The sequence below is a fragment of the Rhodococcus sp. P4_B6 genome, from assembly GCF_056402215.1.
This window is the reverse complement of record NZ_JBFUHV010000116.1, coordinates 13199-28781: the sequence shown is the minus strand read 5'-3', so window position 1 is coordinate 28781 and position 15583 is coordinate 13199. Positions and strand designations below refer to the sequence as shown.

The window sequence follows — 15583 nt, the reverse complement described above, 5'->3', positions numbered from 1 at the left end:
GGCCGGGGCCGCGACCGCCGACGACGCGGCCGGGGCCGCGATCAAGGCGGTCAAGGAACAACTCCTCGCCATTCCCGATCACGGCATCGGGTACGGCATGCTGCGGTACCTGGACCCCGGCGACTCCGCGGGACTGCGCCGATTCCGGCCGCCGCAGCTGAGTTTCAACTACCTCGGCCGGGTGGCGACGAGCACAGGCGACGTGCCCTGGCTGCCGGTCGCGGACAGCGGGGACCTCGGCGGAACCCAGAACCACGAGATGCCCGCCGCTTGGGTCGTGGATATCAACGCCGCGACCACGGTCCGCGACGGGGCGCCGGTGCTGACGGCGACGTGGTCGTACCCCACCGGTGTGCTCGCCGCCGAGGACGTGGAAGAGCTCTCCGCGCTGTGGGTGCGGGCGCTCACAGCACTCGCCGAGTACGCGAACCGGCCCGGCGCGGGCGGGTTGACCCCGTCCGACCTCGACCTGGTGTCCATCGGGCAGACCGACATCGACCGGCTGGGGCGCACCTACCCGCACTTCGCCGACATCTGGCCGCTGTCCCCGCTGCAGGCGGGTCTGCTGTTCCACGCCCAGCTGTCCGAGCATCGCCTCGACGCCTATCAGGTGCAGTTGGTCCTCGACCTGCGCGGCACCGTCGACCCGGCGAGGCTGCGCCGTGCCGCGCAGGGCCTGCTCGACCGGCACGCGAATCTCCGCGTGGCGTTCGCCGACACCGGCAACGGACCGGTGCAGGTGGTACTCGATTCGGCGACCGCGCCGTGGACCGACGTCGATCTCTCAGACCTCGACGACAGCGCGTTCCTCGCCGCCGACCGCGCCGTCCCGTTCGAGATGTCCGAGGCCCCGCTGCTCCGATTCACGTTGCTGCGCACCGCACCCGACCGGTACCGGCTGGTGCTCACCCATCACCACATCCTCCTCGACGGCTGGTCGACGCCGCTGGTGATCAAGGACCTGCTCGTTCTGTACGCCACGGACGGCGACCCGACCGCACTGCCCCGCGTCACGCCCTACCGCGACTACCTGCAGTGGATCGGCAGGCAGGACCACGAACGGTCCACGGCCGCCTGGGTGTCCGCCCTCGCCGGCGCGGACGAGCCGACGTTCGTGGCGCCCGCGGCGCACGGCGAACAGTCCTTCGCCGAACCCGAGGACGTGCGCCTCGAGGTGGGCGAGGAGAAGACCCGCGCGCTCGAGGCCCTCGCACGCGAGCGCGGGCTGACGATGAACACCCTCGTCCAGGTGGCGTGGGGGCTGGTGCTGACCACGCTCGGCACCCGGGAAGACGTGACGTTCGGCGCCACCGTGTCCGGCCGCCCACCGGCGGTCGCGGGGATCGAGTCGATGGTCGGGCTGTTCATCAACACGGTGCCCGTCCGGCTGCGCCTGCGCAGGGAGGAGACGCTCGCCGAACTGCTGCAGCGCTTCCAACGCGAACAATCGGCCCTGCTCGATCACCACTACCTGGGACTCACCGAGATCCAGCGCGCCGTCGGGGAGGGTGCCGCGTTCGACACGCTCACCGTGTTCGAGTCGTATCCGGTGGACCGGATGGGGCTGTCGGAAGACACCGACATCGGCGGCATGCACGTCGCCGGGATCGAGGGGATCGACTCCACCCACTATCCGTTCACCCTGATGGCGCACGTCGACACGGCACTGCACCTGCGACTGCGGTACCAGCCGAACGTCTTCGGCAGCGAGTTCGCGGAGTCGGTGGCCGCCCGCGTCGCACGTGTCGTGCAGATCCTGCTGTCCGATATCGACACCCCGCTCGCGCACCTGACCCTGCTGTCGGAGGCCGAACTGCAGGAGTACACCGCGGTGTGCGGTGCCCCCGCCGGGCCGCCGAGGACGCTGCCCGAGCTACTCACGGCCTCTGCCGGGAACCGGCCGGACGCGTCCGCGTTCGTCTTCGACGGACAGGGGACGAGCTACCGGGAACTCGACGAGCGGTCGAGCGCGCTGGCCCGCGTGCTGATCGAACAGGGTGCAGGGCCGGAGACGTTCGTGGCGCTCGGGCTGCCCCGATCACCGGAATCGGTGCCCGCGGTGTGGGCGGTCGCCAAGACCGGAGCCGCGTTCGTTCCCGTCGACCCGACCTATCCCGCCGATCGCATCGAGAACATGCTGGCCGATTCCGGTGCGGCACTGGGGGTGACGACGTCGGCGCACCGGCACCGGCTGCCCGGCTCCGTGCCGTGGCTGGTGCTGGACGATCCGGACTTCGAGCGCACCTGGTCCGCCGCCTCCCCGGCCCGCGTCACCGACCTGGACCGCCGGTCGGTGCTCGACGTCGACCACGCCGCCTACGCGATCTACACGTCCGGGTCCACCGGCAGACCGAAGGGTGTCGTCGTCACCCACCGCGGTCTGGCGAACCTGCTCACCGAGCAGACCGAGCACTACACCGTGTCGCCGGATTCCCGGTGCCTGCACATCTGTTCACCCAGTTTCGACGTGGCCATCCTCGAACTCGTCCAGTCGTGCGCGGCGGGGGCGACGCTCGTGATCGCGCCCCCAGACGTCTACGGCGGTGCGGAACTCGCGGACCTGCTGCGCCGCGAACGGGTCACCCACGCCTGCATCACCCCGGCCGTCCTGGCCACCGTGGAGCGCGACGGCATCGAGCACCTCGAGGCGCTCGTCGTGGCCGGCGACGCCGTCGGCGACGAACTGGTGGCCACGTGGGGCGCGGACCGGGCGATGTTCAACGGCTACGGCCCCACCGAGGCGACCGTCCTCACCACCTTCAGCGTACCGATGGCGCCGGGAGAACCGGTCACGATCGGGAGCCCCGTCCGCGGCATCGCACTGTCCGTCCTCGACGCCCGGCTGCAGCCCGTTCCGGCCGGGGTGCCCGGCGAGTTGTACATCGCGGGAACGGCTCTGGCCCGCGGGTACCACCGGCGCGCGGCGCTCACCGCGGAGCGGTTCGTCGCCAACCCCTACGGCCGTGGCCGGATGTACCGCACGGGCGACGTCGTGCGGTGGCGTCGCGACCACACCCTCGAGTACCTCGGGCGCAGCGACTTCCAGGTGAAGATCCGCGGTCAGCGTGTGGAACTGGGGGAGATCGATTCCGTGCTCACCACCCACCCGCACCTCGACTTCGCCGCGACCCTCGGCAGGCCGGGGCCGCTGGGCGACACGGCGCTCGTGTCGTACGTCCTGCCGCACGACGGCGAGGAGGTGGCGGCGCCGGACGTGCTCGCGTTCGCGGGCCGCATCCTGCCGAAGTACATGGTGCCCGCGGCCGTGGTGGTTCTCGACGAGATCCCGCTGACCCCGGTCGGCAAACTGGACCGGAAGGCGCTGCCCGCGCCGGAATTCGTAACGGCGACCCTCGGTTACCGGGCACCCACCACTCCGGTCGAGGAGGCCGTCGCGGACGTGTTCGCCGAGGTGCTCGGCGCCCCGCGCGTCGGTGCGGACGACAGCTTCTTCGACCTCGGCGGCGACTCGCTCAGCGCCACCCGGGCCGTCGCGCGCATCAACTCCGCCCTCGACGCCGGGATCGGGGTGGCCATCCTGTTCGATGCGCCCGTGGTGGCCGATCTGGCGGTCCGGATCGATTCGGCCGCGTCGGCGAGGACGCCGTCGGTGGCGCTCTCCGCCGGGCCGCGCCCCGACCGGATACCGCTGTCGCTGGCGCAGCAGCGGATGTGGTTCGTCAACCAGTTCGACACGTCCTCGCCCGCCTACAACATCCCGATCGCCCTGCGACTGACCGGCGCCCTCGACCGCCCCGCCCTGCACGCGGCGGTCGGCGACGTCGTGGAGCGGCAGGAATCGCTGCGCACCGTGTTCCCCGGGTCGGTCGACGGACCGCACCAGGTGATCGTCGATCCCGGGCCGGCGACCCCCGGCCTCGACCCGGTGCCCGTGTCCGGTGACCGTGCGCTGCGGGACGCCGTCGCGGCACTGATCGGCACGGGTTTCGACGTGAGTCACGAAATTCCTTTCCGCGCACGGCTGTTCGAACTGGAACCCGAACAGCACGTCCTCGCCATCGTCGTGCACCACATCGCCGCCGACGGATTCTCGATGATGCCGCTGGCCCGCGACGTCATGCTCGCGTACACCGCCCGGACCGTGGGGGAGACACCCGGCTGGACGCCGCTGGCGGTGCAGTACGCCGACTACAGCGTGTGGCAGCGGGACGTCCTCGGCGCGGTGGACGATCCCGACTCGGTGATGTCCAGGCAACTGGGCTACTGGACGGACACGCTGTCCGGCGCGCCCGAGGTGCTGCAGATCCCGGTCGACCGGCCGCGGCCGGCCCAGCGGTCGTACCGCGGGGACGTCGTCGAGTTCGACGTGCCGGCGCGACTGCACCGGTCTCTGAACATGATGGCGGCCCAACACAATTCGACGCTGTTCATGGCCGTGCACGCGGCGTTCGCCGTGCTGCTGTCGCGGTTGTCGGGCACCGGCGACGTCACGATGGGAACGCCGGTCGCCGGCCGCGGGCAGGCGGTACTCGACGACGTGGTCGGCATGTTCGTCAACACGCTCGTCCTGCGGACGGTGGTGGACCCGCGGGCGTCGTTCGGTGAGGTCCTGACCGCGGTCCGGGCCGCGGATCTCGGGGCGTTCGAGCACGCGGACATCCCGTTCGAGCGGCTCGTCGACCACCTCGCCCCCGAGCGGTCCACGTCGCACACCCCGCTGTTCCAGGTGCTCATCGAATTCCGGAACGCGGAGGGCACCCACCTCGAGCTGCCGGGACTCACCGTCGACTCGCTCGACGTGGATCTTCGTGTCGCGAAGTTCGACCTGGAACTGAGCGTCGCCGAGCAGGTCGACGAGGACGGCGCACCCGCCGGACTCGCCGCCGGGCTGCGGTTCGCGACGGACGTGCTCGACCGCGACACGGTGACGCGGTTCGGGGAACGGTTCCTGCGGGTGCTCGAATCGATCGCCGCGGCCGGGGCGCTCCCGGTGGGGGACATCGACATCCTGGACCCGGCGGAGCGGGAGTCGGTGCTGCCCGCGCTCGCCGAACCGATCGGGGCGCACGCGACGCTGGTGGAACTCTTCGAGCGGGCCGCGGAGCGGTCCCGCGACGCGACCGCTGTCGTCTGCGAAGGCGCGTCGCTCACGTACGAAGAACTGGACACCCGGGCGAATCGCCTGGCGCGGTTGCTGATCGCGCGCGGCGCGGGCCCCGAGACCCTGGTGGCCGTCGCCGCCGCACGGTCGGTGGACCTGGTGGTAGCGCTGCTCGCGGTGGTGAAGTCGGGGGCCGGCTACGTACCGGTCGACGTCACGTATCCGGCGGAGCGACTCGCGTTCGTGTTCGCCGACGCCCGGCCGGTATGCGTGCTGACCACCGTGGTCGAATCCGGCGCGGTCCGCGCGAGCGGCGTCCCGGTCGTCCTCGTCGACGGCCCGGAGACGGTGGCCGAACTGGGCCGCACGTCGCCGCTGCCGGTGACCGACCAGGACCGGCGGGGACCCCTGCACCCCGACGCGGTGGCGTACGTCATCTACACCTCCGGCTCGACGGGACAGCCGAAAGGCGTTCAGGTGTCGCACCGCAACGTCGCCACCCTGTTCGCGCACACGCAGCCGCTGTTCGGCTTCGACGCCGCCGACGTGTGGACCATGTTCCACTCGGCGGCATTCGACTTCTCCGTCTGGGAGTTGTGGGGTGCGCTGCTCCACGGCGGCAGGCTGGTGGTGGTCGACTACTTCACCACCCGCTCACCCGACGCGTTCCTGCGACTGCTGCGGGACGAGAACGTCACCGTGTTGAATCAGACCCCCACCGCCTTCTACCAACTCGCCGAGGCGGACCGGGTTGCCGGCGGCACCGAACTGGCCCTCCGCGTGGTGGTGTTCGGCGGCGAGGCCCTCGACCTGGGGCAGCTCACCCGCTGGTACACGCGACACGGAGACACCGTCCCGGTGCTCGTGAACATGTACGGCATCACCGAAACCACCGTGCACGTCAGCCACCTGCCGCTGGACGGGGAACTCGCCGCGTCCGCGTCGGCGTCCGTGATCGGCCGGGCCCTGCCCGGACTGCGCGTGCACGTGCTCGACTCCCGCCTGCACCCGGTGCCGCCGGGAGTGGTCGGCGAACTCTACGTGTCCGGCGCGCAGGTGTCCCGCGGATACCTGGGCCGGTTCACGCTCACGTCGACGCGGTTCGTGGCCGACCCGTACACACCCGGATCCCGGATGTACCGGTCCGGCGACCTCGGCCGGTGGAACAGAGACGGGCAGCTGGACTATCTGGGCCGCAACGACTTCCAGGTTCAGGTCAAGGGGTTTCGCATCGAACTCGGCGAGGTGGAATCGGCGCTCCTCGCCTGCGACGGTGTGGCGCAGTCGGTGGTGCTGGCTCGGAACGAGCGCCTGGTGGGCTACGTGGTGCCCGAGGCGGGCCGGGTGCTGGACCCCGCCGGGATCGTCGACACGGTCGGGGGCCGGCTGGCGGCGCACATGGTGCCCGCCGCCGTGGTGGTGCTCGACGCCCTGCCCCTCACCGTGAACGGCAAACTCGACCGCCGGGCGCTGCCCGAACCGGACTACGGCCGGCAGGTGTCGCTCGGCCGCGCACCGGCGACGGAGACGGAACGGATCCTCGCCGGCCTGTTCGCCGAGGTCCTCGGCCTCGACACGGTGGGCGTCGACGATTCGTTCTTCGCGGTCGGCGGCGACTCGATCATGTCGATCCAGCTGGTCACCCGGGCGAAGGCGTCCGGGGTGGTGATCACCCCGCGGGACGTGTTCGAACGCAAGACGGTTGCCGCGCTCGCGGAGGTCGCCACGTCGGGGGAGGAGACGATCACGCTCGAAGAGTTGCCCGGCGGCGGCGTCGGCGAGTTCCCGCTGACCCCGATCGTGCGCTGGATGCTGAGCCGGGACGGCGACTTCCGGCGGTACTCGCAGGCGGCGCTGTTCACGACCCCCGCCGAACTGGACCAGGACACGCTGACGGCGGCGATGCAGGCCGTCCTGGACCGGCACGACATGCTGCGCGCCCGCCTGTACCGCAGCGACCGGGTCGGTTGGACGGCGGCGCAGCCCAACTGGACGATGGCGACCGCGCCGCCCGGGTGGGTGCGGGCGGCCGACGTGGTGCGCACGGTGCCGCTCGGCGCCGCGGACTCGTTCACTGACGCCGCGTCCCGCGAATTGGACTCCGCCGCAGGCCGATTGGACCCGGAGTCGGGCGTGATCGTGCAGGCGGTCTGGTTCGCGAGCACCGAGGAACCCGCCACGGCGGGACGTTTGCTGATCGTCGCCCATCACGTGGTGGTCGACGGCGTGTCGTGGCGCATCCTCGTCCCCGATCTCGCCCTCGCCTGCGCCCGGGTGCTGTCCGGTGAGGCAGCCGCCCTGCCCGCCACCGGAACGTCGATGCGCACGTGGGCGCACGCACTAACCGACGTGGCGCAGGAACCATCTCGCACAGACGAACTCGGCCTGTGGCGGCACATGCTCGACACCCCCGACCCGCCGCTGGGGTCGCGGCCGCTGACCCCGGCCGACGTCCAGACCTCCGACGTCGATGTCCAGCTTCCCGTCGCCGTCACGGAGACGCTGTTGACGTCGCTCCCGCAGGCGTTCCACGGGAACGTGGCAGACGGGTTGCTGACGGCGCTGGCGTTGGCGCTCGTCCGGTGGCGCCGCCGCCGCGGGGTCGAGTCTTCCGCCGCGCTCGTGAATCTCGAAGGGCACGGTCGTGAGGAACACGTGGTCCCCGGCGCCGATCTGGCCCGCACGGTCGGCTGGTTCACCACGATCTTCCCGGTGGGCCTCGACCTCGACGGTGTGGACGTCGAGGAGGCGTTCGCATCGGGCCCCGCCGGCGGCGATGCGGTCAAGGCGGTGAAGGAGCGGCTGCACTCGATCCCCGACCACGGCATCGGGTTCGGGCTTCTCCGGTACCTCGACGACGACACGGCCCGGGAACTGTCGGCGCAGGCGAGTCCGCAAGTGAGTTTCAACTACCTCGGCAGGCTCGGGGCGGGCACCGCCCCCGGCGGCGACTGGATGCCGGTCTCCGACGCGGGACTCGCCGCCGCCGCGAACTCCGGGTTGCCCGCGGCGGCCGTCGTCGACGTGAACGCCAGAACCACCGACACCGCCGCYGGCCCGGTACTCACCGCGACGTGGTCGTTCCCCCTTGGGGTGATCGCGGCGGAGGACGTCGGCGAACTCGCGCGACTGTGGGTGCGGGCGCTGGAGGCCCTGTCCGAGCACACAAGGTCGGGTGGCGGCGGCTTCACCCCGTCCGACCTGAACCTCGTCCGACTCGGCCAGAGCGCGATCGACGACCTCGAACGCCGGTACCCGGCGATGACCGACGTCTGGCCGTTGTCGCCGTTGCAGGCGGGCATGCTGTTCCACGCCGAACTGGCCGACGAGTCGGTGGACGCCTACCTCGTCCAGCTGATTCTGGACCTCGCCGGCGACGTCGACGCGGCACGGTTGCGCCGGGCGGCAGGCGCGCTCCTCGACCGTCACCCGAACCTTCGCAGCGCGTTCTGCCACGACGCCGACGGCGGGGCCGTGCAGGTCGTCTCGGGCCGGGTTGCCGCGCCCTGGCGGGAGATCGACGTGAGCGGACTGGACGCGGACGCGGCGGAAGCCGAGATCGAGCGACTGCTGGCCGCCGACCGGACCACCCCCTTCGACATGGCCACCGCACCGCTGATCCGGTTCCTGCTGGTGTGGACGGCGGGCGGCCACTGCCGACTGGTGTCGACGAACCACCACATCCTGCTCGACGGCTGGTCGATGCCGCTGATGATCCGGGAACTGCTCACGCTGTACGCCACGGACGCCGACCCCTCGCCACTGCCCCGCGTGCGGGATTACCGCGACTACCTGGCGTGGATGAGCGGGCGCGACAGGGGCATGTCCGCGCGGGCCTGGGCGGACACTCTGGACGGGGTCGAGGAACCGACGCTGCTGATCCCCGCGGACCGGGCGCGGCAACTGTCGACCGTGTCGCGGGAATGGGTGTTCGACCTCGACGAGGACCGGACCGACCGGCTGCGCGAATCCGCGCGCACCCGCGGGCTCACGCTCAACAACATTCTGCAGACGGCGTGGGGCATCGTGCTGGGAATGCTCACCGGACGCGACGACGTCGTGTTCGGTGCCACCGTGTCCGGCAGGCCGCCGGAACTCGCCGGCATCGAGACGATGGTCGGGCTGTTCATCAACACCGTGCCGGTGCGGGTCACGCTTCGCCCGGACGAGATGCTCGGCGCGTTGCTGGAGCGGGTGCAGGCCGAGCAGGCGGCGATGCTCGACCACCACTACACGGGTCTCGCCGAGATCCGGGACGCCGCGGGCCCCRGCGTCGGGTTCGACACCCTCACCGTGTTCGAGTCGTACCCGGTGGACCGGGCCGGGCTGTCGGAAGACACCGACATCGCCGGGCTCCGCGTCACCGGCGTCGACGCCCGCGACGCCGCCCACTACCCGCTGAGCCTCGTCGCGTCGGCGGCGGCGAGCCTGCACCTGAAGTTCGAGTACATCCCCGACCTGTTCGCCCCCGGAGAGGTCGAGGACATCGCCGACCGGGTGGTGCGGGTGCTCGACGCCTGCGCCGGACCCGACGTGCCACTGGCCCGGTTGTCGCTGCTCACCGAGCGGGAACGCGAGGAACTGGTACCGGTCCGCGGTGGCCCGGCCGCGTCCGTCCGCACACTCGCGCAGATCTTCACCGACGCCGCCGCGGTCGACCCGGATGCGGTCGCCCTGTCGTCCGGCGACGTCGAGGTGTCGTACCGGGAGCTGGACGAGCGGTCCACCCGGCTCGCTCGCGTTCTGATCGGCCGCGGTCTCGGTCCGGAAATGTCGGTGGCCGTGGGTGTTCCGCGTTCGATCGAGTCGGTGCTGTGCGTGTGGGCGGTGGCCAAGGCCGGGGCCGTGTTCGTGCCCGTCGACCCGAACTATCCCGACGAACGCATCGCGCACATGCTCACCGACTCGGAATGCGCTCTCGGACTGACGACGTCCGAGCATCGTGCCCGGCTGGCCGGGAGCACGCGCTGGCTCGTCCTCGACGATCCCGAGTTCGGCGCCGAGTGCGCGGCCGGTTCCGCGGCACCGGTCGACGACGGCGACCGCACGGCACCGGTCACTCTCGACTCGGCCGCGTACGTCGTCTACACGTCGGGCTCGACCGGAATGCCGAAGGGCGTCACCGTGACGCACCGCGGCCTGGACAACTTCGCCAAAGACCAACTCGCCCGTTTCGGGGCGGACTCGGAGTCCCGGACGCTGCACTTCTCGACCCCGAGCTTCGACGGATCCGTGTTCGAATACCTGCAGGCGTTCGGTGCCGCGGCGACGATGGTGATCGCGCCGCCCACCGTGTTCGGCGGCGACGAACTCGCCCAGCTGATCCGCGACCGGCGGGTCACGCACGCGTTCGTCACCACCGCGGCGCTCGCATCCCTCGACCCCGCGGGGCTGGATCTGTTCGCGGACGTCGCGGTCGGCGGCGAGGCCTGCCCACCCGAACTCGTGTCCCGGTGGGCGCCGGGACGCCGGTTGTACAACGCGTACGGGCCGACCGAGACCACCATCATGTCCAACATCAGCGATCCCCAGACCCCGGGGGAGCGCATCACCATCGGCGGACCGATCCGCGGTGTCACGGAACTGGTGCTGAATTCCCGGTTGCAGCCGGTCCCGGCCGGGGTTCCGGGCGAGTTGTACCTCGCAGGAGCGGGACTGGCGCGCGGCTACCACCGCCGCCCCGGGCTCACCGCCACCCGGTTCGTGGCCGACCCGTGCCGGCCCGGACAGCGGATGTACCGCACCGGCGACGTCGTGCGCTGGACCCCCGGGCGCACCATCGAATACCTGGGCCGCAGCGACTTCCAGGTCAAGGTCCGCGGGTTCCGCATCGAACTCGGCGAGATCGACACGACACTCGCGGCGGTCCCCGGCGTCCGGTTCGCGGTCACGGTCGCCTACCTCGGCCCGGCCGGCGACACGCTCCTCGCGTCCTACGTCGTACCCGCCCCCGAGCACACCCTCGACACCGGCGACCTCACCCGCAGTCTCGCGAGCAGACTGCCCGCCCACATGATTCCCTCGTCGATCACCGTGCTGGACGAGATCCCGCTGAACGCCGTCGGCAAGTTCGACCGCAAGGCCCTGCCCACCCCCGAATTCGACGTCGGCACCGCCGAATACCGGGCACCGGCCGACCCGGTGCAGGAGACGGTGGCCGGCGTCTTCGCGGAGGTACTCGGACTGGACCGGGTGAGCGCGGATGCCGGATTCTTCGATCTCGGCGGCAACTCGCTGAGCGCCACCCGCGCGGTGGCCCGCCTGCGCGCCGCGCTCGACACCGACATCAGCGTGCGGGCGTTGTTCGAGGCGCCCACGGTGGAGGCGTTCGCCGCGCGCATCGAGCATGCGGCAGCGGGTCCGTCCGGCCGTCCCACCCTGACCGCCGGGGACCGCCCCGCCCGCATCCCGCTGTCCTACGCGCAGCAGCGCATGTGGTTCATCAACCAGTTCGACACGAGTTCGCCCGCCTACAACATTCCGATGGTGGTGTGGCTCACCGGCGACCTCGACGTGGATGCGCTGAGGCTGGCGGTCACGGATGTCGTGACCAGGCACGAGTCGCTGCGCACCCGATTCCCGCTCCGTGACGGCGAACCGGTGCAGGAGATCCTCCCGCCGGCGGCGCCGATGCCCCCGCCGACCGCGGTCGCGGACGACGGCCGGCTCCGGGAGGAACTCACCCGGCTGGTGTCGGCCGGCTTCGACGTCGCCGCCGCCGTCCCACTGCGCATCGCCCTGTTCTCCCTCGACACCGTCTCTCTCGACACGGTCTCCCTCGACACCAGGACCCATGTGCTCGCCGTCGTGGTGCACCACATCTCGGCCGACGGCTTCTCGATGGCACCGCTGGTGCGGGATGTGATGGTCGCGTACGAATCCCGCGCCCACGGTCGCGTTCCCGCGTGGACGCCGCTACCGGTCCAGTACGCCGACTACACACTGTGGCAGCGCAGGCTCCTGGGTTCGGAGGACGACCCCGAGTCGCTGATCTCGCGGCAGCTGTCCTACTGGGAGTCCGCGCTCGCCGGGCTGCCGGAACTCCTGGAACTGCCCACCGACCGCCGGCGTCCCGCACAACAGTCGTTCCACGGCGACCGGGTGGGCTTCACGATCGACGCGGGGCTGCACGAGCGGATCCGGGCGGCGGCGCGCGAGCACCGGTCCACCGAGTTCATGATCGTGCACGCCGCACTCGCCGTCCTGCTCGGGCGGCTCGGCGGCACGGGCGACGTGGCGATCGGCACCCCGATCGCCGGCCGCGGCGAGGCGGCGCTCGACGACCTCGTCGGCATGTTCGTCGGCACGCTGGCCCTGCGCACCGCGATCGAGGCGGGGCAGCCGTTCCGCGACCTCCTCGCGCAGGTCCGCGACGCCGATCTCGGTGCCTTTGCGCACGCCGACCTGCCCTTCGAACGGGTGGTGGACGCCGTCGGCCCGGTGCGCTCGACCGCCCACTCGCCGCTCTTCCAGGTGTCGCTCGAATTCCAGAACACCGAGAATCCCGCGCTGCGGTTGCCCGGGCTGAGCGTCGAGGGACTCGATCCCGACCTCGCCGTCGTCAAGGTGGACCTCGAGGTCATCCTCGACGAGCGATTCGACACCGACGGCACCCCGGCCGGCATGACGGGGGCGATCGACTACGCGACCGATCTGTTCGACGCCGACACGGTGCTGGGTTTCGCGGAACGGTTCGTGCGCATCCTCGACTCCGTCACCGCCCAACCCGGAATTCCGGTCGGCGACATCGAGATCCTCGGCACCGACGAGGTCGCGGCGCTCACCCCGGCGCGCGGAGCACCCGACGCATCGAACGTCCTGCTGCCGGACCTGCTGACGGCCGCGGTCCGACTCGACCCGGACGCCGACGCGCTGTCGTACCGGGGCCGGGCGATCACGTACCGCGAACTCGACGAAACCTCGAACCGGCTGGCGCGCCGCCTGATCGAGTCGGGTGCCGGTCCGGGAACCACTGTCGCGCTGAGCCTGTCGAGGTCGATCGAATCGGTGCTGTCGGTGTGGGCCGTCGCCCGCACGGGCGCCGCGTTCCTGCCGGTCGACCCCGGGTATCCGCTCGACCGGATCGAGCACATGCTCACCGACTCGGGTGCCGTGTCGGGGGTGACGGTCCGGGAACACCGAGATCGGCTGCCCGCCGCCGTGACCTGGATCGTGCTCGACGACGTCCGGGATGCCGACCGGATCAGGACGCAGTCGCCCGGCCCGGTCACCGACGCGGACCGGACCGCGCCGCTGCACGAATCGCATCCCGCGTATCTCATCTACACGTCCGGATCCACAGGCGTCCCCAAGGGTGTGGCCGTCACGCACCGCGGCCTGGCGAACCTCGCCGCGGAGGAGCGGGACCGCCTCGCCGTCACCCGAGGCTCGCGGGTGCTGCACTTCGCGTCGCCGAGTTTCGACGCATCCGTCTTCGAACTCGTCATGGCGTTCTGCGCGGGTGCGACGCTGGTGATCGCACCGCCCACGATCTACGGCGGCACCGAACTGGCCGCGCTGCTGAGCGACGAGCGGGTGTCTCACGGATTCGTCACCCCGACCGCGCTGGCGTCGATGGACCCGCTGGGCTTCGAGTCGCTGCGGACTCTGGTCGTGGCTGGTGAGGCCTGCCCACCCGAACTCGTCGCCCGGTGGGCGCCGGGCCGCCGGATGTTCAACGCCTACGGGCCGACCGAGACGACGATCATGTCGAACATCAGCGACCCGCTGGTGCCGGGCGACCCGATCACACTCGGCGCACCCACCCGCGGCGTCGCGGAGGTCGTGCTCGATTCCCGGCTGCGCCCGGTGCCGGTCGGTGTGGTCGGTGAGCTGTACGTCTCGGGCCGCGCCCTGGCCTCCGGGTATCACCGCCGGTCCGGCCTGACGGCGTCCCGTTTCGTGGCCGCCCCCTGGGGCGCCCCCGGCGACCGGATGTACCGCACGGGCGACGTGGTGCGGTGGCGCCGCGACGGCACCCTCGAATACGTCGGGCGCAGCGATTTCCAGGTGAAGATCCGCGGGTTCCGCATCGAGCCCGGCGAGATCGACGCCGCACTGACCGCCCACCCCGACGTCGGGTTCGCCGTCACGATCGGCCGGGACGGGCCGGCCGGGGAACCGCTCCTGGTCTCCTATGTGCGGCCGGTCGGCGGCGCGGACGTCGACACCGCGGAACTGTCCCGCCTCGTCGCCGAGCGGCTGCCGTCCCACATGGTGCCCGCCGCGATCGTCGTGCTCGACCGGATCCCGTTGACGCCGGTGGGCAAGCTGGATCGCGCCGCGCTGCCCGCTCCCGAGTTCCTGTCGGGCACCCGCTTCCGGCCGCCCGCCACCGACCTCGAGGCGGCGGTCGTGGACGTGTTCGCCGAGGTGCTCGGTGTGGACCGGGTCGGGGCCGACGACAACTTCTTCGAGAGGAGCGGCAACTCTCTGCTGGCCACGAAGGCGGTCGCCGCCTTGCAGGAGCGACTCGACCGGAAGATCCCGTTGCAGTGGATGTTCCTCGATCCCACACCGTCCGGCCTCGCCCGCAGGATCGCACTGCCGTCGGCGGAGGGCGCAGTGACGGAGGCGCTGGCGGTGGTGATTCCGCTGCGCACCGAAGGCACCGGACGACCGCTGTTCTGCGTCCACCCGGGAATCGGGCTGTCCTGGGGGTATGCGGGCCTCGTCCGGTATCTGCCCGCCGACCGCCGCGCGTACGGTCTGCAATTGCCCACGATCAGCGGGGACGGCGAGTACCGGTCGATCGAGCAACTCGCGCACCGGTACGTCGAGGAGATGAAGGCCATTCAGCCGGAGGGACCGTACGACCTGCTCGGTTGGTCGCTGGGCGGGGTCATCGCCCACGCGATGGCCGTCGAACTCCAGCGGGCAGGCGAAAACGTCGCGACCCTCGCCGTCATGGACAGCTATCCCGACAACGGCGAGGACCCGCTGTTCGGGAAACTCGACATGCGGGATCTGCTCCGCGGGCTGGGCCTCGTCGTCGCCACCGACGGCGAAGTCACGTACGAACGCGCAGCGCAACTGCTCAACGAATCGTGGGGTAGCGACTCCGGGCTGCGCGGAGAACACCTCGAGCGGATCAACGCCGGATACGAGAATTCGCGGGAACTCGTCCATCGGTTCGAGCCGCAGGTCTACGACGGCGACCTGCTGATCTTCCCCGCGACCGGCGAAGACGACGGCACCACCCGCGCCCGGTCGGTGGACGAGTGGCGACCGCTGGTGACCGGCCGGATCGCGGAGTATCCGGTGGACTGCGGGCACAACGACATGATCGAGCCGCAGTCCCTCGCCGTCATCGGGCCGGTGCTGTCGAGGTATCTGGGCGCCGATCGCACCCCGCGCCACGACGACCGAATCGGCTGAATGCGGCCACGCCGCTGTGCGACTATGGGGTCTGTGCGCCCTGTGGATGRCGAACGAACGACCTGGGGGACGGGGAAGAACTACCGCCTCCCGCATTCGCGAGTCAGGATCCGGACGCGCTCACGACGTCGACGGTCGGGGATA

At 71.2% G+C, this 15583-nt stretch carries 1 protein-coding gene; it reads left to right on the top strand.

The window, feature by feature from the left end; translation table 11 throughout:
* The coding region (locus AC1DWT_RS35555) for an amino acid adenylation domain-containing protein (protein ID WP_477924268.1) at positions 1 to 15439 on the top strand (15439 nt) is incomplete at its 5' end.
* Positions 15440 to 15583: the final 144 nt, after the last annotated feature.